18 protein-coding genes are annotated in these 26411 nt (G+C 56.3%); 16 read left to right on the top strand and 2 right to left on the bottom strand.

The window, feature by feature from the left end; genetic code table 11:
- The first annotated feature begins 21 nt into the window (after positions 1-21).
- From M0D69_RS25030 to rfbD, 7 genes are all read left to right on the top strand, one after another.
- Positions 22-1053: an aspartate carbamoyltransferase catalytic subunit gene (locus M0D69_RS25030; RefSeq protein WP_301784548.1), complete on the top strand. Its 1032-nt coding sequence runs from the start codon at positions 22-24 to the stop codon at positions 1051-1053.
- 15 nt (positions 1054-1068) lie between these two features.
- Complete coding sequence (locus M0D69_RS25035) at positions 1069-2346, top strand: dihydroorotase (protein ID WP_301784549.1); 1278 nt, start codon at positions 1069-1071, stop codon at positions 2344-2346.
- 12 nt (positions 2347-2358) lie between these two features.
- Positions 2359-3168, top strand: coding sequence for a 1-acyl-sn-glycerol-3-phosphate acyltransferase (locus M0D69_RS25040; protein ID WP_301784550.1), 810 nt, complete (start codon positions 2359-2361; stop codon positions 3166-3168).
- Positions 3169-3420: 252 nt separating this feature from the next.
- Positions 3421-4500, top strand: a complete 1080-nt coding sequence (gene rfbB / locus M0D69_RS25045) for a dTDP-glucose 4,6-dehydratase (RefSeq protein ID WP_301784551.1) — start codon at positions 3421-3423, stop codon at positions 4498-4500.
- An 18-nt stretch (positions 4501-4518) separates the two neighbouring features.
- Positions 4519-5412 (top strand): glucose-1-phosphate thymidylyltransferase RfbA, encoded by an 894-nt coding sequence (gene rfbA, locus M0D69_RS25050; RefSeq protein WP_301784552.1) that lies wholly within the window; start codon positions 4519-4521, stop codon positions 5410-5412.
- Entirely contained in the window at positions 5397-5948 is a 552-nt protein-coding gene (gene rfbC / locus M0D69_RS25055) for a dTDP-4-dehydrorhamnose 3,5-epimerase (protein WP_301784553.1), read from the top strand. Before rfbA ends, rfbC begins: the two co-directional genes overlap by 16 nt.
- A gap of 13 nt (positions 5949-5961) precedes the next feature.
- Positions 5962-6864: a dTDP-4-dehydrorhamnose reductase gene (gene rfbD, locus M0D69_RS25060; RefSeq protein ID WP_301784554.1), complete on the top strand. Its 903-nt coding sequence runs from the start codon at positions 5962-5964 to the stop codon at positions 6862-6864.
- 38 nt (positions 6865-6902) lie between these two features.
- On the opposite strand, the gene M0D69_RS25065 is transcribed toward rfbD, so the two are convergent.
- Positions 6903-7757, bottom strand: coding sequence for a symmetrical bis(5'-nucleosyl)-tetraphosphatase (locus tag M0D69_RS25065; protein WP_301784555.1), 855 nt, complete (start codon positions 7755-7757; stop codon positions 6903-6905).
- A gap of 591 nt (positions 7758-8348) precedes the next feature.
- Between M0D69_RS25065 and M0D69_RS25070 the strand changes: the two genes are divergently transcribed.
- The 8 genes from M0D69_RS25070 (at position 8349) to M0D69_RS25105 (ending at position 21934) form a co-directional block, all read left to right on the top strand.
- On the top strand, positions 8349-9143 hold the full coding sequence (locus tag M0D69_RS25070; RefSeq protein ID WP_301784556.1) for an ABC transporter permease: 795 nt from the start codon (positions 8349-8351) through the stop codon (positions 9141-9143).
- 196 nt (positions 9144-9339) lie between these two features.
- A complete protein-coding gene (gene gmd / locus M0D69_RS25075; protein WP_301784557.1) occupies positions 9340-10380 on the top strand; it encodes a GDP-mannose 4,6-dehydratase in 1041 nt (346 codons plus the stop codon).
- Between the two features lie 281 nt (positions 10381-10661).
- Positions 10662-11885, top strand: a complete 1224-nt coding sequence (locus M0D69_RS25080) for an ABC transporter ATP-binding protein (protein WP_301784558.1) — start codon at positions 10662-10664, stop codon at positions 11883-11885.
- A gap of 82 nt (positions 11886-11967) precedes the next feature.
- On the top strand, positions 11968-13341 hold the full coding sequence (locus M0D69_RS25085) for a bifunctional 2-polyprenyl-6-hydroxyphenol methylase/3-demethylubiquinol 3-O-methyltransferase UbiG (protein WP_301784559.1): 1374 nt from the start codon (positions 11968-11970) through the stop codon (positions 13339-13341).
- Between the two features lie 15 nt (positions 13342-13356).
- Positions 13357-15936, top strand: coding sequence for a glycosyltransferase family 1 protein (locus M0D69_RS25090; protein WP_301784560.1), 2580 nt, complete (start codon positions 13357-13359; stop codon positions 15934-15936).
- A 1052-nt stretch (positions 15937-16988) separates the two neighbouring features.
- Positions 16989-19034 (top strand): hypothetical protein, encoded by a 2046-nt coding sequence (locus M0D69_RS25095; protein WP_301784561.1) that lies wholly within the window; start codon positions 16989-16991, stop codon positions 19032-19034.
- Positions 19035-19107: 73 nt separating this feature from the next.
- Positions 19108-20607 carry a hypothetical protein gene (locus tag M0D69_RS25100; RefSeq protein WP_301784562.1) on the top strand — a complete coding sequence of 500 codons (1500 nt, stop codon included), beginning with the start codon at positions 19108-19110 and terminating at the stop codon, positions 20605-20607.
- Positions 20608-20692: 85 nt separating this feature from the next.
- On the top strand, positions 20693-21934 hold the full coding sequence (locus M0D69_RS25105) for a bifunctional 2-polyprenyl-6-hydroxyphenol methylase/3-demethylubiquinol 3-O-methyltransferase UbiG (protein WP_301784563.1): 1242 nt from the start codon (positions 20693-20695) through the stop codon (positions 21932-21934).
- Between the two features lie 523 nt (positions 21935-22457).
- On the opposite strand, the gene M0D69_RS25110 is transcribed toward M0D69_RS25105, so the two are convergent.
- Positions 22458-23690: a bifunctional 2-polyprenyl-6-hydroxyphenol methylase/3-demethylubiquinol 3-O-methyltransferase UbiG gene (locus M0D69_RS25110; RefSeq protein WP_301784564.1), complete on the bottom strand. Its 1233-nt coding sequence runs from the start codon at positions 23688-23690 to the stop codon at positions 22458-22460.
- A gap of 687 nt (positions 23691-24377) precedes the next feature.
- Between M0D69_RS25110 and M0D69_RS25115 the strand changes: the two genes are divergently transcribed.
- Positions 24378-26228 (top strand): sugar translocase, encoded by a 1851-nt coding sequence (locus M0D69_RS25115; RefSeq protein ID WP_301784565.1) that lies wholly within the window; start codon positions 24378-24380, stop codon positions 26226-26228.
- Positions 26229-26411 lie beyond the last annotated feature (183 nt).

Here is a 26411-nt window from a genome sequence, read left to right on the forward strand (position 1 = left end):
CAACGCACCACCAGGATCGACATGAACACGGCCACTCAGGGTTCTGCCGAAAGCAGCGTGCCGGACAGAAAACCGGTGCCTTCGAGCTTTGGTTTTCTCAAAGGCAATCCGCAGCTCACGAAGAACGGCGAACTGAAGCATCTGCTCACCATAGAAGGACTACCGCGCGCGATCGTCACGCATATTCTCGATACCGCCGAACAGTTCGTCAGCGTGACGGATCGCGAGATCAAGAAAGTGCCGCTGCTGCGCGGCAAGTCTGTCTTCAACCTGTTCTTCGAGAACTCCACGCGCACCCGGACCACGTTCGAGATTGCCGCGAAGCGGCTCTCAGCGGACGTCATCAACCTGAACATCAATGCGTCGTCCACGAGCAAGGGCGAATCGTTGCTCGACACCATCAACAACCTCTCGGCGATGCACGCCGACATGTTCGTCGTGCGTCATGCGTCGAGCGGTGCGCCGTATCTGATCGCCGAGCATTGCGCGCCGCACGTGCATGTGATCAATGCCGGCGACGGGCGTCATGCGCACCCGACGCAGGGTTTGCTCGACATGTACACCATCCGCCATTACAAGCGCGATTTCACGAATCTGCGCGTGGCGATTGTGGGTGACATCCTGCATTCGCGCGTCGCCCGTTCCGATATCCACGCACTGACCACGCTCGGCGTGCCCGAAGTACGTGCGATTGGTCCGCGCACCTTACTGCCGGGCAATCTCAACGAGATGGGCGTGCACGTGTATCACAACCTCGACGAAGGGCTGAAAGGCGTCGATGTGATCATCATGCTGCGCTTGCAGAACGAACGCATGAGCGGTGCGTTGCTGCCGTCGGCGCAAGAGTATTTCAAGTCCTGGGGACTCACGCCCGAGCGTCTTGCACTGGCGGCACCCGACGCTATCGTGATGCATCCGGGACCGATGAATCGCGGCGTGGAAATCGATTCGCAAGTGGCCGACGGCCCGCAATCGGTGATCCTCAACCAGGTCACATTCGGAATTGCCGTGCGGATGGCGGTAATGGGCATCGTTGCCGGAAATAGTGATTAAACCCGCGATTAATACATGAAGATCCATATCAAGGGCGGCACGCTCATCGACCCGGCTGCGGGCACCGAAACACTCACCGATGTGTTCATTGCGGCGGGGAAGATCGTGAGCATTGGCGATGCCCCGGCCGATTTCCACGCGGCCCGCGTGATCGATGCGAAGGGTCTCGCGGTCGCGCCCGGTTTCGTCGATTTAAGCGCGCGGCTGCGCGAGCCGGGTTTTGAACATAAGGCCACGCTCGAGTCCGAAATGGCGGCGGCCGCTGCCGGCGGCGTGACAAGCCTTGTCTGTCCGCCCGATACCGATCCCGTTCTCGATGAACCGGGTCTCGTCGAAATGCTCAAGTTCCGCGCGCAGAAGCTGCATCAGGCGCACGTGTATCCGCTCGGCGCGCTGACCATGGGGCTCAAGGGCCTCGCGATCACCGAAATGGTCGAGTTGACGGAGGCGGGTTGCATCGGCTTCTCGCAGGCGGATACGCCGATTATCGATACGCGTACGCTCTTGCGCGCGCTGCAATATGCGACGACCTACGGTTATGCCGTCTGGCTGCGTCCGCAAGACTCTTATATGGCGAGCGGCGGTGTGGCGGCGAGTGGGGCGGTAGCTTCACGGCTGGGGTTGTCGGGCGTGCCGGTGTCGGCGGAAACCATCGCGTTGCACACCATTTTCGAATTGGTTCGCGTGTCGGGCGCGCGTGTGCATTTGTCGCATTTGTCATCGGCGGCGGGCGTTGCGCTGATGCGCCAGGCGAAGGCCGAAGGCTTGCCGGTCACCTGCGACGTGACCATCAACCACGTGCATCTGACTGACGTGGACATCGGTTATTTCAACTCGCAATTCCGCCTCGATCCGCCGTTGCGTTCGCAGCGCGATCGCGATGCGATTCGCGCGGGGCTGGCGGATGGCACCATCGATGCAATCTGCTCCGATCACACCCCGCTCGACGATGACGAAAAACTGCTGCCTTTCGCCGAAGCCACGCCGGGCGCAACGGGACTTGAACTGCTGCTGTCGCTGACGGTGAAGTGGGCGCGGGAGGCGGGGGTGCCGTTATCGAAGGCGCTTACGCGCATCACGAGCGCGCCGGCCGCCGTGCTCAAGGTGAACGCCGGGCGCATTGCGGCTGGAGAAACGGCCGATCTCTGTCTCTTCAATCCCTCGGCCGAATGGCTCGTCGAACCCGCGAAGCTTAAGAGCCAGGGGCACAACTCACCGTTCCTCGGTTACGAATTGCCGGCGCGCGTACTCATGACGATCGTGTCGGGACATATTGCGTATGAAGCGCGTTGACGGATCCTGACCATGCTCGCCTTCCGTAAGGCCCGGATTTTTGCGCATCTGCTGCACGGTATGTGGACGGTGGCCAGGCGTTTCCCCAAGGCCACGCCGCAGGTGCGCATGGAGCTGAACCGCGCGTGGTCGGTCGAAATGTTGCGTCGATGCGGCATGAAGCTCGTCGTGCACAACGATCAGGCGCGGCTCGATAGCGGCGCGCTGGTGGTCGGCAATCACGTGTCGTGGATCGATATCTACGTGGTGAACGCATGGCGGCCGACGCCTTTCGTCTCGAAGGCGGAGGTCCGGAGTTGGCCTGTTGTCGGCTGGCTCGCGCAGCAACTCGACACGATATTTCTCCAACGCGAAAAGCGTAGCGACGCCAAACGCATCATGCATGAGCTCGCGCAGCGGTTGGTGCGCGGCGAATTGATGTGCGTGTTCCCGGAAGGGACGACGTCGCTTGGCCGCGACTTGCTGCCGTTCCACTCCAATTTGTTCCAGGCGGCTGTATCGGCGGCTTGTCCGGTGCAGCCGATCTGCCTGATGTACGAAGACGCGAACGGGCGGCAGTCGGAGGCACCGGCTTATATCGATGACCTGACGCTCGCCTTCACGCTGAACGCCATGCTTCGCGATACGCCGCTGACAGCGCATCTTTACGTCTGCGATGCGATTGCACCCGGCGCCGACCGGCGCGTGCTGGCGAGGCAAGCGCAGGCGGCGGTGGAGGCGGCATTGCGGCGGATGCAGGAGGGGCTGAATGTATCGAGTGCGGCCGTTCTTGAAGATGCGGGCGCGATCGGCGAGTTCGAAGCGGTGACGCCGCGGCACTGAGCGTTTTCAGTCGACGATTGCGCGGTGCTTTGTGCGACCTGCGTGGGCGTTGATCCCGGGCCGAACACAACGCACGCCACGCGGAACCTCGAAGCCGCTGAAATAAAACCCGCCTCGCCGCTAACGTACGACGCAGACCTATACTTGATCGACCGGCCCAGACGCGCGTTTATTTGTGCACCGTGAACAGGGCGAGAACGCGCGACATCAAGCGTGTGTCATGCGCTGACCCTAACGGCTTAGAGGGCTTTTATGATTCTGGTAACGGGCGGTGCTGGATTTATCGGCGCTAATTTCGTGCTTGATTGGCTGAGCGCCTCCAGCGAAGCCGTGCTCAACGTAGACAAGCTGACCTACGCCGGCAATCTGGGGACGCTCAAGTCGTTGCGAAGCAACCCTAAGCACATTTTTGCGCGAGCAGACGTGTGCGATCGCACAGCCATGGATGCGCTGCTCAGCCAACATAAGCCCCGCGCAATCCTGCATTTCGCCGCCGAAAGTCACGTCGACCGGTCCATTCACGGACCCGCCGAGTTTGTGCAGACCAATGTGGTCGGCACGTTCACATTGCTCGAAGCGGCGCTTGCTTATTGGAAAGTCTTGCCCGCCGCGGATCAAGCGGCGTTTCGGTTTTTGCATGTATCGACGGATGAAGTATTCGGCTCGCTTTCCACCGACGATGCCCCGTTCTCCGAAACCACGCCCTATGCGCCGAACAGTCCGTATTCCGCGACCAAAGCAGCGTCCGATCATCTGGTGCGCGCTTATCTGCATACCTATGGACTGCCTGTCGTGACGACGAATTGTTCGAACAATTATGGGCCGTACCAGTTTCCCGAGAAGCTGATTCCGCTCGTCATAGGGAACGCGTTGAGTGGCAAACCATTGCCTGTTTACGGCGATGGCCAGAACATCCGTGACTGGTTATACGTCGGTGACCATTGCGCGGCGATTCGCGAAGTGCTGGCGCATGGCCGGCTGGGTGAAACGTATAACATCGGCGGCTGGAACGAGAAGACGAACCTTGATGTCGTGCATGCCGTATGCGACTTGCTCGACCGGATGAAGGCGAAGCCGACCGGTTCATACCGCGACCAGATCACCTATGTGGCGGATCGCCCGGGCCATGACCGCCGCTACGCCGTCGATGCCCGCAAGCTCGAGCGTGAACTCGGCTGGAAGCCGGCGGAAACGTTCGAGACCGGCATCGAGAAAACGCTCCAGTGGTATCTCGACAATCAGGAGTGGGTCGACGAAGTGGCTTCCGGTGACTATAGAAAGTGGGTCGAGGCCAACTATGCGCAACGCGCGTCAACACTATCAACCCAATAAGCCGAACAAGGACTGACGATGGCGCGCAAAGGCATCATTCTCGCCGGTGGCTCGGGTACGCGGCTCTATCCGATTACCCACGTTGTCTCGAAGCAGTTGCTGCCCGTGTACGACAAACCGATGATCTACTACCCGCTCTCCACGCTGATGACCGCGGGGATTCGCGATGTGTTGATCATCTCCACGCGGGAGGACGCGCCGCGTTTCGAATCGATGTTCGGCGACGGCAGCCAGTGGGGCATGAACGTCCAGTACGCCGTGCAGCCGTCGCCGGACGGACTGGCACAGGCGTTCATCATTGGCGAGCAGTTTATTGGCGACGATCCGTGCGCGTTGATTCTCGGCGACAACATTTTCCACGGTCATGATCTCGGCAGGCAACTCGAGCACGCCAGTGCAAAAGCCGACGGCGCGACGGTTTTTGCGTACCACGTGCAGGATCCCGAGCGTTACGGCGTGGTCGAATTCGATGCGAATTTTCGCGCGCTGTCGATAGAAGAAAAGCCGGCGGTGCCGCGCTCGCATTACGCGATCACCGGCCTCTATTTCTACGATAACAACGTCTGCGAGATAGCCGGGGACATCGAGCCATCGTTGCGTGGCGAGCTCGAAATCACCGACGTGAATTCGTTTTATCTCGCGCAGGGCAAACTCGATGTGGAGATCATGGGCCGAGGTTTTGCATGGCTAGACACCGGCACGCCCGATTCGCTGATGGACGCCGCGAAGTTCATCGCCACATTGCAGAAACGCCAGGGCCTGATGGTTGCGTGTCCTGAGGAAATTGCCTTCCGGCGCGGATGGATTGACGGCGAGCAATTGCAGAAGCTCGCACACCCGCTCGCGAAAACTGCCTACGGGCAATACTTGTTCAACCTGCTGACGGACCAGGTCGCATGGCCGTCCAAATAACCGCTACGGCGTTGCCGGAAGTCGTGGTCATCGAGCCGGAAATTTTCGGCGATGCCCGCGGCTTTTTCTACGAAAGCTTCAACGGCCGCGACTTCAGCGAGCACGTGAGGGCGGGCGTTGAATTCGTGCAGGACAATCATTCGCACTCGGTTCGCGGTGTACTGCGCGGGCTGCATTATCAGATCGGGCACGCGCAGGGCAAGCTCGTTCGCGTGCTGGAAGGCGAGGTGTTCGATGTTGCCGTCGATATCCGCAAGAGCTCGCCCCGATTCGGCCAGTGGAGCGGCGTGAAACTATCGGCGCAGAACCGTCGGCAGGTGTGGGTGCCGCCGGGGTTCGCGCATGGTTTTGTCGTGTTGTCGGAGTCGGCGCAGTGCCTGTATAAGACGACCGATTACTGGTACCCGGAGCATCAGCGAAGCATCATCTGGAATGATCCGGCAATCGGGATTCAATGGCCGATCGACTTCGAACCGCTGCTTTCTGCGAAGGACGCTGCGGGCGTGCGCCTGGCCGACGCCGAGCATTTCGCATGAGAACCCATAGATCATGACCGCACCCGAGCGGAAGCTTATTTTGCTGACGGGCGCCAACGGCCAGGTCGGTTTCGAACTCGCGCGTTGTCTGCAGGGTTTGGGGCACGTGGTGGCGCTGGATCGCAGCGGTCTGGATCTTGTGGACTCCGATCAGATCCGGCGGGTCGTGCGTGAACTGGCGCCGGCGTTGATCGTCAATGCAGCGGCTTATACGGCCGTGGATTCAGCCGAAAGCGATGCGGCTGCCGCGATGCATCTCAATGCCGACGCGCCGGCCTTGCTGGCGCAGGAAGCGCAGCGGCTCGGCGCGTTGCTGGTTCATTACTCCACCGATTACGTCTTCGATGGCACAAAGGACGGTCCGTACGAAGAAGACGATGCCGCGAATCCGTTGAACGTCTATGGCAAAAGCAAGCTTGCCGGGGAGCAGGCGATTGCGGCGGCGGGTTGTGCGCACCTGATTTTCCGGACGAGTTGGGTGTATGGCGCGCGCGGCAAGAACTTCCTTCGAACGATGCTGCGACTCGGCGCCGAGCGCGACGCGTTGAGCGTGGTGGCCGACCAGATTGGCGCGCCGACGTGGTCGAGGACCATCGCGACGTTGACGGCCGATGCGTTGTCGCAGCTTCTTATTCACGATCAGGACGAGTGGATGCGAAGCTCGGGCATTTACCACCTGACGGCTTCCGGTGCGACCTCGTGGTGCGGTTTCGCGCAAGCCATCTTCGACAACTCGACGCTTGAGTACAAGCCGATGATCAAAGCGATCCCCACGGCTGCTTATTCAGCATATCCAACCCCCGCAGCGCGGCCGAGGAATTCCCGGCTATCGAATCAAAAGTTGTTCACCACCTTTGGCCTGACAGCGCCTGACTGGCGCGAGGCGCTGCGGCTCTGCATGGCAGAGTTACCTTAAATCCGCGCTGAAGATTCTTCAGTCAGTTTCAGTCGATCTCAGTCGATAACCGCGCGGCAATTCGGGCAATCCACCTGCGTCACCGTGCGTTCGACCGGATCGCTTGCGAGGCGTATCGCTGTCAACTCTTCGCCCCAGACACAACCTGAGTCGAGGCCGATGACGTTATCGCGGATGATGAGACCCAGCGCTGCCCAGTGGCCGAACACGACCGTGATGTCCGATGTCCCGCGCGACGGCACGTCGAACCACGGCATGAAACCCGAGGGCGCCGAATCCACGCCGCCACTGGATGAGAAGTCCATGTCGCCTTCAGCCGAACAAAAGCGCAGGCGCGTCAACGCGTTGCACACCACGCGCAGCCGGTCGCTGCCCTTGAGCTTGGGTTTCCAGCGGGTCGGCTCGTTACCGTAGAGGCTCGCGAGCGTTTCTTTCCAGCTCGGTGCACGCAGCGCGCGCTGGAATTCATCGGCGAGTTCTAGCGTTGTTGCCACGTCCCATTGCGGCAACACGCCCGCATGAACCATCAGCATGCCGTGATCGAAATGCGCGATCGGGCGATGCCGGACCCAGTCGAGGAGATCGGCGGCGTCGGGCGCGGCCAGGATTTCATCGATGGTGTCGCCTTTCTTCGACTTCCGGATACCCGCCGATACGGACAGCAGGTGCAGGTCATGATTACCGAGGACGGCGACGGCGCGGTCGCCGAGCGCGATCAGGTCGCGCAGCGTGGCGAGCGATTCGGGGCCGCGATTGATGACGTCTCCGGCGAACCAGAGCGGCGTGGCGTCGCTCGGCGCGGCTTTGGTCAAAAGGCGCTGGTACGCTTCGCGGCAACCCTGGATATCGCCGAATGCGAGGGGAACGGGGCGTTGCGGGAATAAAGATGCCATGTAGGAACGATGCGAAGAATGAATCTGTTGCCGGCACGGGCGCGGCGCGTGAACGGACCGTATGGGCACGGAATTTATGTAGCGGGTGTCTGCCGGGGCCGTTCTGGAGATGCTCTGCCGGGCTTCGGCGGGCTTGCATGGCTCGGGCATCGACCGCGTTAAACCGGTCAGGTCAACATAGCATGATAACCGAGGCGGTCCGAGGCTTGCTGGGGTTTGACGCGGTACGTCGCGCTATTGAGCAACAGAAAAATATAGCCCGATAGCGTTAAATTTTTATGTACGTGAACATCGGCTTGGTGCGATGTTGGATTCGTGGCACACCAGAATATTTTACTTTCTCATTTTTGTATCAGGTTGTCAGCGCGCTTTGGGCATGCGTTTTGCGCATTTATAATCACGCGCCAAGCCGGGCTTTTATCAACGTCCAGTGCCGAACCTTTCAGTGCCTGTCGGCGCCAAACCTAGGCGGCGATTGCCTTTTGTTAGAAACATGGCTGACAATGGCGGGTTGTGGGCGATTCGCAGAATCCCCGCGATAGGGGCGAGCGGCCTTGCGGCTCGTCAAATATTCAACGCTGAGGACATGATTTGAGCGCATTGTTGGGTGCCCTGATCCGGTACCGCGGTTTTATTTTTAGTAGTGTCAAGCGCGAATTTCAGGTGCGCTACCGCACCAGCATGCTTGGCGCGCTGTGGCTGGTTCTGCAGCCGCTGGCCATGATCCTGGTCTACACCGTGATTTTCGCGGAGGTCATGAAATCGAGGCTGCCGGGTGTGACTAGCACCTTCGGGTTCAGCATCTATCTTTGCGCTGGCGTTCTGACGTGGGGTCTTTTTCAGGAGATCGTCTCGCGTGCTCAGAACGTTTTCATCGAAAACGCGAACGTGCTTAAAAAGCTGAGCTTTCCGCGCATTGCGCTGCCAGTCATCGTCGCACTATCGGCGATGATGAATTTTTTGATCATATTTTCTCTGTTTACAATCTTCCTCGTAGTGAGCGGCAATTTTCCGGGCGTGACTTTTCTCGGTCTGATTCCGCTGCTGCTCGTGCAGATTGTTTTTAGCGTCGGCCTCGGGATAACGGTAGGTGTTCTCAACGTCTTTTTTCGCGACGTCGGCCAGTTCATGACAATTCTTCTGCAATTCTGGTTCTGGTTCACGCCAATTGTCTACCCGTGGCACGTATTACCGGACAGCGTCAAGCCTTACATCAAATTCAATCCAATGGCCGATCTGATACTCGGCTATCAGGCGATTCTCGTGAACGGTCAATGGCCTGACTGGACGCTGGTCTGGCCGGTGTTGATCGTGGGCTTGCTGCTATGTGTACTAGGGCTTTATTTATTTCGCCGTCACGCGGCGGATATGGTCGACGAGCTGTGATGTCCTGCTCCAGAAGGCGTTCGGACCTCGAGCCTGGCGGGAGCATCCCAGCTTAAATCCCAAGCTGGCAATGGCTTTGGAAGCAGTGTTTTGGCGGATGGCCGATTTCGTCCCTCGGATATAATTGGGGCCATTCTGTAGATTATTTTTCATCTTTCGCGGCACTTTTCGCGATGGATGGGTCTTCCCAAAGGAGATGGAATTGACGAGCGCAGTAGTTACTGGCATCACGGGGCAGGACGGGGCATATCTGACGCAATTGCTGCTGGACCGTGGCTACGAAGTTCATGGCACCTATCGGCGTACGAGTTCCGTCAATTTCTGGCGCATGGAGGAGCTGGGTGTTCTCAACCACCCAAATCTGCACCTGCACGAACATGATCTGACGGATCTCGGTGCAACGATCCGCCTGCTGGAAACTGCGCAGCCGCGTGAGGTCTATAACCTCGCGGCGCAAAGTTTTGTCGGCGTGTCGTTCAATCAGCCGGCGACTACGGCCGAAATTACCGGCGTGGGCGCATTGAACGTTCTGGAAGCCATCCGGATCGTGGATCGTTCGATCCGGTTCTATCAGGCGTCGACCTCCGAAATGTTCGGCAAGGTCCAGGCTATTCCGCAAAAGGAAGACACGCCTTTCTACCCGCGCAGCCCGTACGGCGTGGCGAAGCTCTACGCGCACTGGATTACGATCAACTATCGTGAGTCGTACGATATTTTTGGTTCGAGCGGAATTCTGTTCAACCACGAATCGCCGTTGCGCGGCCGTGAATTCGTTACGCGCAAGATTACGGATTCGGTCGCGAAGATTTCGCTCGGCAAGCTCGACGTCCTCGAACTCGGCAACATGGATGCGAAGCGCGACTGGGGTTTTGCGAAAGAATATGTGGAAGGGATGTTCCGCATGCTTCAAGCGGACGAGCCTGACACTTTCGTGCTTGCGACCAACCGTACGGAAACCGTGCGCGACTTCGTGGCAATGGCGTTCAAGGCCACCGGTGTTGAAGTGGCGTGGCGCGGCGAAGGCGAGAAGGAAGAGGGCGTGGATGCGTCAAACGGCAAGCTGCTGGTCAAGGTGAACCCCAAGTTCCATCGCCCGGCGGAAGTCGAGTTGCTGATCGGCGATGCGGCGAAGGCCAAGTCGGTGCTCGGCTGGGAACCCAAGACCACGCTCGAACAACTTTGCAAGATGATGGTCGAGGAAGATCTGCGGCGTAACAAGACCGGGTTTTCGTTTTGAGCGAAGGCTGCAAGCCGGTACATTGCCGGCTTTGCGTGGTCTTTTGGGAAGCGCGCACGGCTGTCAAGCCTTGCGCGCTATTGGCTGTGGTGCTGCACGCGGGTTCCGTTTCCGGCGAAGCGCCGCTGTAAAGCGTCCCGGCGCGAGTCGAGTAGCCAGATGCCGCGGTTTCATGCGAATGCATTGGTTTTGTGAGGCCGTTGCGCATCCGGTACCTGCGACAGTCTATGGCTGTCGGTCAGCGTACCCTCACGGTTCAAACCGTAAAAGTGGATCGGAACATGGGCAGTATCTCGGTACAGAATGTCGGCAAAGCATATAAGCAATATCCGTCCCGCTTCGGACGATTACTAGAATGGCTGTCGCCGGTACGGATCGTCCGACATGACCTTAAGTGGGTGCTGAAGGACATCGATTTCGTCATCAAGCAGGGCGAATCGCTGGGTATTGTCGGCATTAACGGCGCGGGCAAAAGCACGCTGCTGAAGATGATCACCGGCACGACGCAGCCCACCAACGGCCGCATCACAATAACAGGGCGTGTGGCCGCCATGCTTGAGCTCGGCATGGGTTTTCATCCTGACTTCACCGGCCGTCAGAACGTCATCATGGCGGGGCAACTGCTCGGCTATTCAGCCGACGAAGTTGCGCAGAACATGAGCAGGATCGAGGATTTCGCCGAAATCGGCGATGCAATCGATCAACCCGTGCGCGTCTATTCGAGTGGCATGCAAATGCGCCTCGCCTTTAGCGTCGCCACTTTTCACCGGCCGGATATCCTGATCATCGACGAAGCGCTTTCGGTCGGCGATGCATACTTCCAGCACAAGAGTTTCGATCGGATCCGCACGTTCCGCGAGCAGGGCACGACGCTGTTGATCGTGTCGCACGACAAGACAGCCATCCAGGCGATTTGTGATCGGGCGATCCTGCTTAATGCCGGGCGACTTGAGCTGGAAGGCTCGCCGGAAGCCATTTTCGACTACTACAACGCGCTGCTTGCCGACAAGGAAGCAGCCAATGTTGTTCAGACGAAAAGCGAAGATGGCACGACGCAGACCAAATCGGGCTCGGGCGAAGCGGTTATCGATAATATCCGGCTGCTCAGTGCAAACGGTAAGGTGAGCGAACTCATCGACGTAGGGAGCGAAGTGACGTTGGAGGTGGACGTCGCGGTGAAAGCGGATATTGCCGAGTTGGTTCTGGGCTACATGATCAAGGACCGTGTCGGGCAGCCGATATTCGGCACCAACACGTATCACCTGGAGCGCTCGACCAAGGCGCTGAAGGCGGGTGACCGGATGACTTATGGCTTTACGTTCCCGGCGAACCTCGGCGAAGGCAGCTATTCGATCGCGCTGGCGCTGCATGCCGGTGACACGCACGTGGTGAAGAATTATGAGTGGCGCGATTTCGCTGTGGTGTTTCAGGTGCTGAACATGTCGAAGAAGAAGTTTGTGGGGTGCGCGTGGATCGAGCCGGAACTGAGCGTCGAGAATCACTAACGTATAACGAGGCGCAGCGCTGTATATGGTATCGGACGATTTTTATCGAGCCCTTGAGGATCGCTTTCGAGGCAGTCGAGAGTTGATCAAGTCTCGGCAGAGCGTGTATTTGCCGCTCGTCGAAGCGCTTGCTAACCGGGTTCAGAAGAAGGTGCTGGACGTGGGATGCGGGCGTGCGGAATGGCTCGAGTTGCTCGGCGAGCGCGGTGTTCCTGCGGAAGGTCTTGATCTCAACGATGACTTCGTAGCGGACGGCAAGCGAGCTGGACTCAACGTATTCAGCGCCGACGCGATGCAATACCTCGGTGCGCAACCGGATCAGTCGTACGGGTTGATCAGCGCGTTCCATGTGGTCGAGCATCTTGGCTTCGAGAACTTGCTGTTGTTCTTGCGGGAAGCGTATCGAGTTGTCGACGACGGCGGAGCGATTTTGCTTGAGACACCGAATCCGGCGAACCTGTTGGTCGGGGCTTGCAACTTCTATCTCGACCCGACCCATGAACGACCCATTCCCTCAATTCTCCTTAGTTTTGCGGCGGAGTTTTCGGGGTTCGAGCAGGTCGTTATCGTGCCGGTCAATCGCGGCTTTCTGCAGAACAATCTCGAGCTAATGCCGACCGAGTTGTCGGGCGCGAGCGTCATCAACAGGGTAGTGTCGTCGCTCGATCAGAACTTCATGCAGGCGCCGGATTACGCGATCATCGCGTTCAAGAAGGCAGGCAATGAATTGGTTGAGGTCGCTAACTCGCTTGTGAGCGACTCGCCATTGCCTATCTCGGCGAAGGAGGCTGAAGACGTGAATGCATTGTTAGAGCGGGTTATTGAAGCGGAGGCGGAACGCGCAACGCTGCGTGCGGATGCTACGAGCGCGCGTGTGCAGTTGCATGACACCCTCGAGCGAATGGACGAGACGCAGGTACGGTTGGGCGAAGCGCACGGACGGCTGGAAGTCTTGCAAGCGCGTTTGCTCGACGCCCAAGAGGCCGCGAGCAATTCGAAACAAATGCAGCGGGCGCAGGAGCTCGAAGCGCAGCTCCAGGCGGCTCATGCGCGCGCAGCCGCAGCGGAAGATCTGGCAAACCGGTCGCAACAGCACGTGATCGCGTTGCTGAGCAGCAGCAGTTGGCGGCTGTCGTCGCCAATTCGAGTGGTCGGCAAGGCAGTGCGCAAAGCGGGAGGGGCACCGGGGGCCGCGAAGCGGACGGCGAGGTTGGGGTTGTTACACGCTGTCGCTTACGTGCGGTGCCGCCCTGCGCTTAAGCAGCGGATCGCCAATTTACTGGCACGGTTTCCGCGGGTGCGAGCGCGTCTTGTACGCTATGCCGGCTTCGACGCAGTGCAGGGTGTGGTGTCGGGTGCGCCACTTCCCGCCGTTGAATCTGTCGGACGGTTGACCGCGCGCGGGCGCTCAATTTATCACGACCTGATAAGCGCCAAGAACGGCGACACGCAATAATTTCCCGGTACTGCCATGCGTATTGTTTTGGATCTTCAAGGATGTCAGTCGGTCAGTCGGCTGCGGGGTATCGGCCGATATAGTCTTGCGCTCGCCCAAGCCATCGTACGTAATGCGGGCGAACACGAAGTATGGATCGTCCTAAGCGATCTCTTCCCGGACTCGATCGAGGAGATCCGGGCTTCGTTCGAAGGCTTACTGCCCGCTGGGCGGATTGCCGCTTTCGCAATCCCACCGCTCACGCCATATCAGAGTGCGCATGACTGGCGAACCCGTGCCGCCGAGTCGATTCGCGAATACGCGATCGCCGAACTCGAACCCGATCTGGTCCATATCAGCAGTCTGTTCGAAGGCTATGTGGATACTTCCATGACTTCGGTCAAGGCATTTGATGGGAGCACGTTGGTTGCGGTCACACTGTACGATCTGATTCCATTTTTGAATCCCGCTAAATATCTACCCGATGAAGGCCGCAAACAGCATTACTACGCCAAGATCGATGCGTTGAAACGCGCCGACGTGCTGCTCGCCATTTCGGACTACTGCGGTGAAGAAGCGCGGCGGGAACTCGGCATACCCGGTTCCCGTATCACGAGTATTTCGTCTGCAGTCGCCGCTTCGTTCACGCGGCTTGAGCAGAACGACGCGGAAGTGCGAAAGCTGCACAGCTGCTTTGGCATTTCGCGTCCGTTTCTGATGACGACCGGCATTGTCGAGCCGCGGAAAAATCTCGATGGATTGATCATTGCGTATTCGAAATTGCCCGAGGAGTTGCGGCAGCGGCATCAGTTGTTCATCGTGTGTCAGCCGACCGATCTGGACAGAACGCGCTTGCATGAGCTGGCCCGGAAGCACGGTATGAGCGCGGACGAACTTGTACTTGCCAACTACGTGTCGGACCTGGATCTCATTGCGTTGTACAGCCAGTGCTATCTCTTCGTTTTCCCATCGCTGCATGAGGGTTTCGGCTTGCCCGCGCTCGAGGCGATGGCGTGCGGTGCTGCCGTGATTGGATCGGCGACGACGAGTGTGCCCGAGGTAATCGGACGCGAGGACGCGTTGTTCAATCCGCTCGATCTGAATCAAATGGCCAATATGATGGAACGCGCGCTGACCGATCAAACCTATTGGGAGGCGTTGCGCGCTTCGGCTCCCGAGAGGGTTAGCAAGTTCTCTTGGGACGCTACAGGTAAGCGCGCGCTCAAAGCTTTTGAGATTGCCCATGCCAAGCGCGAAACCGCGCCGCCGGTGACCGGGGCCGTCGTCGAGTGGAAGTCTGCGGAAAGCCGCTATCGCAGTCTGATCGGTGCGTTAGCGCAGCTGGGCATTCCCGCCTCTGACGTGGACTACATTGCCGCTGCCAACGCGATCGCAGCCAATCAGCGCGCTCTGCGAGTGCCACAACTTCTGGTGGACGTGTCGGTACTCAGCGGTTTCGACGCTAAATCGGGTATTCAACGCGTTACGCGCTCGATTCTTCTTTGTTTGCTCAATGCGCCGCCACCAGGTTGGGAAGTTAGGCCCGTGCGGCTTGATCGTCAGGAGATGGCTTACCGATACGCGAATACCTACTTGCGCAGCCTGAATGCCCGCGAGGAGGCAACGGAAGACGAGGACGAATGGGTCGACGCGCAGCAGGGCGACATTTTCCTCGGCCTCGATCTTATTGCCGATACCGCCCCTGCCGCCGAAGGCTGGTTCAAGGCACAGCGCAATAGGGGCGTGGCAATTTATTTCGTCGTTTACGACCTGCTGCCGGTGCTTCGGCCGGAATGGTTTCATGAAGGCATAGCGCTCTGCTTTCCGTCATGGGTACAGACCATCGCTACAGTTTCGGATGGTTTGATCGGTATCTCGCGGGCGGTGGCCGACGACGTCAAGGCTTGGCTGGACGTCACGAATCCCGAGCGCCTACGAGAACTAAAGCTCGGGTATTTCCACCTCGGTGCAGACATCGAAAACAGTCAGCCGTCAAAGGGACTTCCTGAGGATGCGAACGAGGTGCTCGATGCCTTGCGCGCCAAACCGACGTTCGTCATGGTCGGCACGGTGGAGCCGCGTAAAGGACACGTTCAGGCGTTCGCCGCGTTCGAGCAGTTGTGGGCTAATAATGTCGACGTGAATCTTGTCATTGTCGGCAAGGCAGGATGGGGTGTCGAAGGCCTTGCTGAAGTGCTGGGTCAGCACGCAGAACAGAACGATCGGTTTTTCTGGCTGCAGGGTATAAGCGACGAATACCTTGAGAGGGTTTACGGCGCCTCGTCGTGTTTGCTGGCGGCATCGCTAGGCGAAGGATTCGGATTGCCGCTGATTGAAGCGGCGCAGAAGGGCTTGCCGATCATCGCGCGAGATATTCCGGTGTTTCGCGAAGTGGCCGGCGATCACGCATTCTATTTCGAAGGCGATACAGCAAGCGCATTGGGGAGCGCGGTGAAGGCGTGGATCGAGTTGGACAAGGTGAACCTTGCTCCGTCGTCGGTGCAGATGCCATGGCTCACGTGGAAGCAAAGTGCTCAACAACTCAATGCAGTCGTCATTGATGGCGAGTGCTATCAGGTTTGGCGAAAGTCGGACGGGGATGCACCTCCGGCGTAGGCTGCGCTGAGTGTGGTTCAGGGCCGCATCGTTGCGAATTCGACGCTCCCCTGACATCCGGTAACGCTGGAAGCCTCGTGCAACACCGAGCCGGACATGCGGCGCGGAACCGGCTTCGTTGTGTACAGATCATGCGCAGCGGCTGTGGTTGAACTATCACCCACAAGTAGAGGTTGCCCTTGAAGATTGCTGCGCTGCGTTACTATCCTGATAAGCCTGCAGATGGCGTCCTGCATCTGATCCATTTAGCGGCATGACGCTAAAACCCCAATGCTTAACGGAGCATCGGGGCTTTGTTTCGCCTTTTTCTCTCAAAATATCCGCTCAAATAAACGCCTTCGCGGCTGTGAAACGTCCGCTTTACGCTCCGGCGGGCCACCAAAAGTGGCCGATCGGCATACTGGGAAAGGGCGGGGAGCCACATTCGGAGTGCGATAGTATGTGCTGCTAATAAAATTAAAGAGTCGATATGGATGTTTCCACAGTCAGGCAAGAGAGATTTGAATTCATCGAAGGCGCTCGGGGCTTGGTCGCCGTTCAGGTCGTTCTTCTGCACTATTGTTCCGCGTTTTTGCCCACATTTGCACACTTCGGATGTGTTCCTCATTATCACTGGGAAACTGTGCTTTCCAACACTCCGGTTTTCAGGGGGATCGCTCGCAGGCTTGCGGAGCTATGATCAGTGAGCTCAGTCGCTGTTGGCAAAACCACGATTCTTCCACTGCGCCATGACCATCGCTCAGACGGACCGACAAGCAGTGTTTCCGCGAGTAGGAATGTCGACGGGTTGACTGGCACGACCGATGATGTCACAGGAAGCTGCTTCGGCGAAATGGCGTTATACCACGCGACTGACTTGGACGACGCTATTCAACTGAGACCACGCTGCTGAAGAATTGAAGGTAGTACCGAATGGACGTCAACGTTGAGATTTGGGGGAGTTGCAACGTGCTCATCGCCCATTTACTTTTCCATACATTTGTTTTTCGGGGGTTAGAATGTGCGCCAATTAGGCACTACGCCGCGTAACCGGGAGCGAAGGATTGGGGATAGTGAATAAAGAAGAAGTGACTTCCACACAACTGTCGTTTCTGTACGTTTTGCTAGCAATAGTTGCGACGACGGCGCTCATCATCGTGGTGCTCAACCTCTTTCCAACATCGACTCGTCAAGATGTAGGTCTCTTGATTGAAAAATATCGGCTGTCCGTTCAACCCAAGCCGCATGAGCGGTTGACTTTTCTACTGCTATCCATCGGAACGCCTCTGGCAGCGATGGCTTTTTGTGCGAGCCAAGGTATGGCGGACAGAGTTACCGCCGTGGCGCGAATGTTGGGGTCGAGCGGCTCGGTGACGGTGACACTTCTATGTTCCGCTATCCTCGCAGCGCCGCTGTTTGGATCTGATAGTTTGGCTCTCATCGTCGGACCATCGACCACTGCGGCCGACGACAATTGGCTCTTTCTTGCATGTATTTTAGGCGCGGTTTTGTGGATCTTCGTGGCGACGGTTAAAAGATACCGTTTCACTCAGATCCACGTTGTAAGTGGCACGGTTGTGTTTGTATTGCTGTCTGGTGCGGCGCTTCTTCAACTGTTCGCCTGGCGACTCGTAGATATACATGACGTTACCCGAGGGGATGGCCGTTGGAACACCCATCTCGACGCCGTCCTTTATCCACTTAGCCAAGTCGTCGGCGGCAGGACGCTACTTGCCGATCTTCCATCGCAGTACGGTTTATTTCCGGAAATAGTTGCGCCTCTGTTTCACTTCGTAAAACTACGCGTGGCAAGCTTCAGCGCTCTTTTCGGCATTTTTCAAATCATTTCGCTGTGTGTGCTTTTTTGGGTAATTTTCACGCGAGTGCGCAGTCACGTGCTGCGACTAATTGGGGGCATCGCGCTCATCACTGTGACCTATGGCACGGTCATCTACTTTGCCGGGATGGGTGAGTTCTACTATCAATATTGGCCAGTGCGTTTCCTTTTTCCCGCGCTTTCGGTAGCTGCGTTCCACGCGTTTTCAGTCAAAAAGACTTTTTTCCGCGCGAGCGTTGTATCCGCTATTGGAGCACTAGGAGTTTGTTGGAATTTAGATACTGGACTTTTCATCGTTGTCGGCTTTGGTGTTTTCCTGATCACCCGATTCGCCTTCACAAACAGAGGAACTCGTTGTTCTGGAGGAAATGAGGTTTTTGTCCGCCACAAGACCGCTTTCCCTCTCTACATTGCGATTCACGTTGCGACGACGATCTGCCTCATCACATTTTTTCTTGCATATCTAGCGGTCAAATCCATACTTCCGGTGCACGTGACGTGGCTATTTAAGTACCAGGCGCTGTTTTACGAGTTGGGCTTCGGTATGCTTCCCTTGCCCAGGCAGATCCATCCTTGGATGTCGGTGCTCGGCATTTACTTGTTGGCGTCTATTATCGCTTTGCGATCGTGGAGGGATGGATCCAGAAGTAACCGGCACGAGCTGATCTTCTACCTCAGCGTTCTCGGCCTAGGCCTATTTTTTTACTATGAGGGGCGGTCTCACGTATTGAATTTGGCATCAGTAGTCTGGCCCGCTGTCTTAATAGCGATCATCCTGGCAGACGATACGCTCTTGGCTATTAAAACCAAAGTGCTGTCTCGAAATCAGTTGTGGCTGCCAGCTACGGCGGTCGCTTTTTTGCTAACTTGCAATGTAGCTTTTGTTGCTCACGCTCCATCCATGATTTCGGATGCACTCGCTAGAGTGACTGGTCCCGCCGTGGTGATTGACAGATATGTCCAGAACGAGAGCGATTTTATAAGAGCGCACTCGCGCGGGACAAAGCTTTGCGAAATATTGTCCGCCAGGCAAGGGATTTACTACGCTGAGACCGGTTTGATGTCACCAAGTAGTGGGCCAGGCCTAGTGGAGATGCTCACGACTGCTGACCGCAAAGAGTTGCTCGACTGGATTCTTGCGCACCGGTTGCCATGTGTCTTTGTCGGAGTTGGAGATTTTTCCGCGCCGGCTCCTGGCATCGCTCTTTCGGACTTGGCGTCACAATACAAAGTGGTTGCCAGAAGCTCTGGGGGAACGATGCTCTATCTTGAACCTAAGTAGCACGTCATGCTCAATACGCTGACCCGTAACGTGTAACATAGCGCCGTTACGGGAATCGGACGAACGCCACAATATGGAGCGAACAAGGGAAAAAGCACATCTGCTTGGACTAGCAATGGTAGGCATCCCCCTCGCGGCGCTGTTGCTGTTGCCGTATGCGACCAACGGCCTATGGTTTGATGACGCAATAAACAGCCAGACTTGGGGCATGTTAAACCGGTTTGATGTGAGCCTTTGGGATTTCTCATTGCGAGTTATCAACGTATGGCTCATCGACTACGGTCGAATCCTCTTGTGCTGGCCAGTCGTCTATGGTTTTTTTTACATTACCAGGGACCCGGGCGTCATTCGGATAGTAGACGTCGCGTTGGTGATTACGCATATTGCTGTGGTTGTTGTCCTACTCCGCCAGTTGCGGCTGTCGTGGCGAGCCGTTGGTCTGTTCATACTTTTTGTTTTATCGTTGTTTCAAATCCGGACTGGTGACGATCCAATCGCAGCATACGCATCGTTTTGTCAACTGCTTGGAATTGGTCTCACGATATCGCTGATTTTCTTCGGCGAGTGGTATCAAACCGGATCTGTGAAGTACCTTGCTGCGTCGACAGTGCTTGCAACACTATTAACGCTTTGCTATGAGCTAAATTTTGTGTTTTTACCGATAGCATTTACTTGCATAGCGATCGCACCCCACAAGCGACGTGCGCTGAGCTTCTTGATCGTAACTCTTCCATTTGCGCTTTGGATTGCGGCGAATTTGTATCTAAAGCAACACACTGCGCATCCGTATAGTGGGACTTCGTTTGGGTCGCTCACGGCTGTCCCCGTCGCATATGCGAAACAGCTAGTCGCGACGCTACCAGGGAGCTTCTACTTCCTGAGTCTTGAACCCGAATTTGGATTTAAGCGACTCGCTTCGGCGGTTATGAGTAATGCGACGGCGATGCTCGTGTTCCTACTGTCGTTTATGACGTACGTTCACCTTTTCCGTCAACCATCGCAACCGGCGGACCCATTGAATTTACGGCTTTTGGCAGGCGCTGGTGCGTTCGTTTTTTTCCCCCCAGCGCTGATCGCGATCTCTGCCAAATATCAAGCCGAACTGGGGTGGGGCGACGCTCACATACCAGTCTATTACCAGTACTTTGGGTTAGCGCTCGTTGGCGCGGTTGCGTTCGAACGCCTCCTTTTCCGTCTTACAAAGACGCAGGTTGTTCTCGTCGGTTTGATCTTTTCAGTCTACGTCTCCTCGAATTGGATTCTCAACGTTCAGACGGCTCATCGTGTTGACAACGTGTTCCAAGAGCCAAGAAGCACCTTTGTTGCAGCGATGAAAGACGGCATTCTCGGCCCCGTTCGTAATGGCGACACGCTCGAAATTGTCGATCAACCAACGTACATCAACGGTAATCTGATTTATCAAACAATACAAAAGAATGTTTTTATTCCGCGAGAAGCCGTTGTGCAAGCATGGTTTAATTCGGCTCCGCGGCCCGACGCGCAGCGTTTTTCACTATATCGCGATGTTTCTGCTGGCAACGCTTGGCATCTGAAACGCATATCAATACCGTAACGAATACATAAAAACCGCTTGGAGGCGGCGCGTTTCAGTGCACAGGTTTCACATGTAAATATAAATAATAGCCGAGGGACGACCCGTGCATACAGAAATTTCCATCTCAGAACTAGACAACTTTCTTTCGAACTTCACGAAAACCGTCACATACGACAGCATGGCGGCGAGAGCGATGAACAAATTTCGGCTCGCGGTGCCTGAGGGCATACCCGCCGATCCATTTAGTGACGAATACGCGCAGTTTCAGATCAACCTCTATGCGCAAATTGCTGGAAAGCAATACACCCTTGAAAATGAATCTGTCCCATTCGATGTCGACGAAGCAGCTAAAACTCCGTATCCGTACAGCAGCGGTAATGCACAAACCGTGGGCCTGCAGTTTACGGCAATTGGCGCGCTGCTTCGTTCAATGGATCTACATCGCGGTGCCCGTATTTTGGAGTTTGGCGCAGGATGGGGAAACACTTCGATTGCTCTTGCCCGTGCTGGCTACGATGTCACCGCGGTAGACTTGGAGCCTCGATTCTGCGAACTTATTCAACACCGCGCAGCAACTGCCGGCGTGAAGATCGAGACAATCAACGAGGATTTTTTCTGGGTCGAAAGTTTCAAGGGGGAGCCATTTGATGCAATCGTATTCTTTGAGTGTTTCCATCATTGTGCGGATCATCTGCGACTCCTGCGAGCACTCCATACGGCGCTCAAACCAGAGGGTCGCGTGTTCTTCGGTGCGGAGCCCATCACGAACGAATTGCCAATGCCTTGGGGAGTCCGGCTTGATGGTGAGTCACTATGGGCGATCCGAACTCACGGATGGCTTGAACTAGGCTTCACGCAGGACTACTTTACCGAAGCCCTATTCGCAACCGGTTGGGACGTGACGCCTCACCTCTCAAGTGATCATTTCGCTGCGAACGTATGGGAAGCGAGCCGATTCGATGAAAAGACTTTGTCTTTTTCTGCAGCCAGCGACCGAATCTTTTCACCTGCCGGTGCGCGCGTACCAAACGGTTGGTCTCTAAACAACATCAGTTCTGCATGGGGATTTCATGGCCCATACGCGACGATTCCATCAGGGAATTGGATTGCGAAAATTTATTTTGGTGAGGACGCTAGGGTTTCAGGGATTGGGACGTTGGACGTCTGCTCTAACGACGGCAAAACAGTTCATGTGTTCGAGAAATTCAACTTTGATCGGTTTGAGACTAGAGTTACCCAACTATCATTTTCTGTCCCTGGGCCAGTCCATAAGACCGAGGTCCGACTCTATTGCGACTCTAATGTCTCGCTTGAACTGGAGCGAGTGGAATTCGTGCGTGCTTGATGAGCCGTTGCACTAACTTAAGCTGATGGATCAGTGGCCTAGGCGGCAACGGTCGAGTCAGATCGACTTTACGTTACGTAAATCCCGCTCGTACGCCGCCGAACCTGGTACGCTGACGCGTCCTTGTCGCTGAGCAGTGTCTGAGCGCGTTTCTTAGCTTACCCCCACGGCGGAATGTTTTTCACTCACTTGAAAAGTTTTGCCATCGCACGCAGTGGAGCGGTGATCCTCCAAGAGGACGATTGTAGTAGTATCTCGTTGCGTTTAGCTTCCGCGGATAGCATTTTACTTTGGACGTCTAGAAGTTCTTCCGCGTGTTGGGCTCGGTCACGCTCTGTTTCGAAGGATAGACGTAAATGCTCGCTCTCGGGCGCAGCGTGGCTAGCCCTGGCGAGTTCGCGCTTCAGCCGCTCAATGTCCGCCTTCAACCGCACGTTCTCCGTCACGAGATTTTCATGCGCGTCCGCCAGTATCTCGTACGGGGTTTTGCCTATCATTTTTTAGTCGTTCCTCAGATCACAGTTTATCCGTGCCGAAACTCGATAGCTTCGAGAGCAAATGAAACACCTTCAGTGCAGAAGAATCGCATTTGGACGTTTGTTGTAGCCTTGCTGACTTCGAAAGTTACTTGAATCGCGTTTCTGGATAATCGCGATAGATCAACCACTTCTGTGGCAATAACTGTTGCTGCGCTTCCGGCGCAGACGTCGACCGTCCCGACGCCGCATGTCGCGCTATTGCTCGCAAGGATAGCCTTCGCAATCCACTTCCCGGCCGGAAGGCGCAAGTATGGTCCGAAGAATGCCCATCCGTTCGAGCTGCCTTCGACTGTGATGCCCTGCTTAGTCCGCGATCCGATAACGGACCCTATGCTGGCACTTGTGGCAGGAACAACTACCTCAACGTTTTCGAGGTGCTTCGCTTCCCAAACATTTGCCGAAAAGTGGTCGCCCGACGCGTACTTCACGACGTCCCACCCTGCTGAGTGCAGCGCCTGTTCGAAATACTTCTCAGTGAATCCAAGTTCAAGCCAACCGTGCTTGCGTATGGCCCACAGGGATTCGCCATCAAGACGCAAACCCCAGGGCGCCGGGAACTCATCAGTGATGGGTTCCGCACCAAAATACACACGTCCTTCTGGTTTGACCGCTGTCCGAAGCGCCTTGAGCAGACGCATGTGGTCGGCGCAGTGGTGGAAACATTCAAAAAAAACCACTGCGTCGTACGGTTCCTTTACGTTTTCCGCCCACATGAAATCGCTGTTGACTACTTGGATCGATACGTCGTTTTGAGCTGCACGTCGCTTGATAAGTTCGCAGAAGCGCGGCTCGATATCAACGGCGGTTACTTCATAGCCGGCCATCGCCATAGCTAAAGTTGTGTTTCCCCATCCCGGTCCGAACTCCAAAATCCTGGCGCCCGCGGGCACATCCAAGCGACGAAGCAACGATCCGATCGCCAGCAATTGATTCCCCACAACCTCCGCGCTGTTTGTGCCGTACGGGAACGGCCTGCGCGCTGCTGCGTCGATATCGAACTTGGTCTCCTCATTTGTCACCTGATAGTTCTTCTCGGTGATGGTCTTGTAGAGCGCCATTTGCGCAGAGAGATATTCGCTGCTAAATGGATTGACGCCCACAAGCGGAGGCTCCATGCGAAAAGTTGCGAAAATCTCACGCAATGCTGCATCGGAAGCCGCTGCGTCGCACTCAGCTATTTTTGCGTCCAATCTTGCAAGGCTTGCAATTGATTCCATGCTTTGTCCTTGGAAGGCGAGAACGTGCTTCGGAACCGCTATGATAACCCGGTCGGCTATTCATATTGACGGTGAGGGCCTGATGTCCCGTCCCGCTGACTCGCGTACAAAGTCTGTGAAGCTTTTCGATGATGAAGTCGGTGGGAGCGGTTCACGAGAACGGGTTGCGGTTTTCGTTATAGTGGGGGAGAACTGATCGATTCGATGGACGAGTTGCTTGACCTAGCCGAAGGAGCCTCGACGTATGACGTTGTTGGTAATCAACGCAAAGAAGTGTTCGACCAGGCTCCGCCATGAGCAGCAGATATGCGAATACATGCGTCATCGAGGCCGTGCAGCAAGCTATACCTTAACCTTGAGATGCCTGTGACGGCCATAGTTGGACACGATGCAGTGCAAGTTGAGTCCGACGGACCACCTTGTCGATTTCCCGGATACGTCAGCACGTTGCGCCACGTGCTGCAGTAGTCGCTCAACGTGCCGGGGATCAAAGGTGAGAGCGACGGGCTGTCCGATGTCTTGCCCCACGCATGCGCTCGACGAAACACTCGATCCTCGCGCAGCAACTTATATACGCGGAGGCTGCGAGTCGCAAGACTAAGAAGATAGAATGCGGCTCGTACCGTCGGCCTTTTAAATAGTTCAGTCGCCGGATGACCAACCTCACTGAAATACCAGAACCGAACCGTGACTGACTTCTCCGAAAACACGCCCCCTCTTCTGAAAGCGAAAGACGCTGCATCAACGTCGGTCGTTTGCTTCGCCTTGAGCATTGTGGCGATATTCATTGGCTGGTCACTTGTTGGCGGACGACACTTCGACATAAATGTTCCATTTCTTTATTCGGGCGATGGCCTCCTGGTCTTGACGCTGACAAAACGCGTTATCGAGAACCCCTGGGTGTTCAACTCTAACCTAATGGGCGCCCCGTTCGGTTCCAGTATTTACGACTACCCAATTCCCGATTCCGGAAGTCTGCTCGTGCTGAAAGCGCTAGGGGTGACGCTCGGCAGCGCTGCAGCTGCGTTCAACGTCTATTACATGTTGAGCTTCGCGCTTAATGCTGTTGTCGCGTACGTCACGCTGTGCGCGATGCGGCTATCACAACTTCTGAGTTTCGCAGGTGGGTTGGTCTTTACCTTATTGCCATTTCATTTTTTGCGGGCAGGCTACGGACACCTTTTCTACACGTGGTATTTCGCGGCTCCAGCGTTCACATGGCTTGCCCTCCGAACGTATCGAGGCGCTTTGGATTTTTTCGACCACCGCACGATGGCAAGCCAGGGTCGCGATGTTCTGGTCCTCTTAGCTTTGTCGTGTTTCGGGGTCTATTTCGCCTTTTTCGGCGTCATCGCAATTCTATCCGCAGGCGCGATGCGCTTTTCCCGCTTGGGATCACTCAGGTCTTTTCGCGGAGCCGCCGTCGCCGCTGCAATCGTCGTGGCCGGCGTAGCTGCGAATGTCGCGCCTACCGTCATCTATCGAATGCAACATGGTGCAAATGCAGAAACGGCGCAGAGGAGTCCGGTAGAGTCCGAAATCTATGGCTTAAAAATTGCACAGTTGCTCTTGCCGCGACCGGACCATAGGTTCAGCCCGTTTGCGCGTCTCAACACCAAATATTCGTCGACCTTTCCGCTGGTCACTGAGAACCTGACTGCATCATTGGGCATCATTGGTAGCGTCGGTTTTCTAGCACTGCTTATGGCCTTGTTCGCGCGCACCAAGACCCTTGATGAGCGATTTTTGATACTTTCGGTATTGACATTAGTGTTTGTTTTGGTTTGTTCGATAGGCGGATTCTCAGCCCTATTTGCGCTTCTCGTTAGCCCCCTTATCCGCGCATGGAATCGCGCCAGCGTCTTTATCGCATTCTTCTCGGTAGCTGCATCCTTGATGCTGATCGAACGAGCCATGGCCCGCATCAAGCGAACCCGAACACTTAACTACGCAACCCTAGCTAGCGCGATCGGCCTATGCGTTTTTGCGGTGTGGGACCAAACGACTTCGGCGTGCTTGCCTTGCCTCGAATCCAGCCAAGCTTCGTATCGTAGCGACTCGGTATTCGTCACCTCGATCGAACGAATCGTAGGAAAGCGGGGGAATATTTATCAGCTTCCTTACGTCGCATTCCCGGAAGTGCCTCCGGTTAACGGCTTGCAAACCTACGACCAAGCAAGGGGTTTTCTTCAATCCAAGACTCTGGGATGGAGCTTCGGCGCCATCAAGGGCCGCCAAGCGGACATTTTTTTCCGCGCGCTGGCGTCCGAGCCGCTCGCACGTCAACTTGAAGTCACTCGTCGCTTGGGATTTGCTGGTGTATGGATTGATCGGCGGGGCTATCAGGACGCAGGACGTGCTATAGAAGCCGATTGGAGTCGAGCGTTAAATGGCCAGGTTGCGTTGGTGAGTCCAGATGGCAATCAAATATTCTTCAATCTCATTCGCCCAGGCGAGAAAACGATCGCACCATCGACGTCACATTCCGCGCAAGAAATCATGCGGCTCTCCGAGGATGGTGTTGAGATCAGAAAATAGCAACATGAGGTATCCCTGGTTGAGGGTTTACGAGATGGATGCCAATCGCGTCAACCGAGCGATTTTTTTGCTTGGGCGGTCAAGCGACCCTGGCATACAGATGGCGCCTGTCGAGGTTATCGGGTGGCGAAGAAAAGTCGAGTTTGGCAGCTCGGTGGATCCGGTAACATAACGAGATTTTAG

Source organism: Caballeronia sp. SEWSISQ10-4 2, assembly GCF_030464885.1.
In the GTDB taxonomy this organism is placed as follows: Bacteria; Pseudomonadota; Gammaproteobacteria; order Burkholderiales; family Burkholderiaceae; genus Caballeronia.

Coding starts and splice junctions, on each gene's coding strand:
- M0D69_RS25030 (WP_301784548.1), top strand. CDS start 22: ATGAACACGGCCACTCAGGGTTCTGCCGAAAGCAGCGTGCCGGACAGA.
- M0D69_RS25035 (WP_301784549.1), top strand. CDS start 1,069: ATGAAGATCCATATCAAGGGCGGCACGCTCATCGACCCGGCTGCGGGC.
- M0D69_RS25040 (WP_301784550.1), top strand. CDS start 2,359: ATGCTCGCCTTCCGTAAGGCCCGGATTTTTGCGCATCTGCTGCACGGT.
- rfbB (WP_301784551.1), top strand. CDS start 3,421: ATGATTCTGGTAACGGGCGGTGCTGGATTTATCGGCGCTAATTTCGTG.
- rfbA (WP_301784552.1), top strand. CDS start 4,519: ATGGCGCGCAAAGGCATCATTCTCGCCGGTGGCTCGGGTACGCGGCTC.
- rfbC (WP_301784553.1), top strand. CDS start 5,397: ATGGCCGTCCAAATAACCGCTACGGCGTTGCCGGAAGTCGTGGTCATC.
- rfbD (WP_301784554.1), top strand. CDS start 5,962: ATGACCGCACCCGAGCGGAAGCTTATTTTGCTGACGGGCGCCAACGGC.
- M0D69_RS25065 (WP_301784555.1), bottom strand. CDS start 7,757: ATGGCATCTTTATTCCCGCAACGCCCCGTTCCCCTCGCATTCGGCGAT.
- gmd (WP_301784557.1), top strand. CDS start 9,340: ATGGAATTGACGAGCGCAGTAGTTACTGGCATCACGGGGCAGGACGGG.
- M0D69_RS25080 (WP_301784558.1), top strand. CDS start 10,662: ATGGGCAGTATCTCGGTACAGAATGTCGGCAAAGCATATAAGCAATAT.
- M0D69_RS25090 (WP_301784560.1), top strand. CDS start 13,357: ATGCGTATTGTTTTGGATCTTCAAGGATGTCAGTCGGTCAGTCGGCTG.
- M0D69_RS25100 (WP_301784562.1), top strand. CDS start 19,108: ATGGAGCGAACAAGGGAAAAAGCACATCTGCTTGGACTAGCAATGGTA.
- M0D69_RS25110 (WP_301784564.1), bottom strand. CDS start 23,690: ATGGAATCAATTGCAAGCCTTGCAAGATTGGACGCAAAAATAGCTGAG.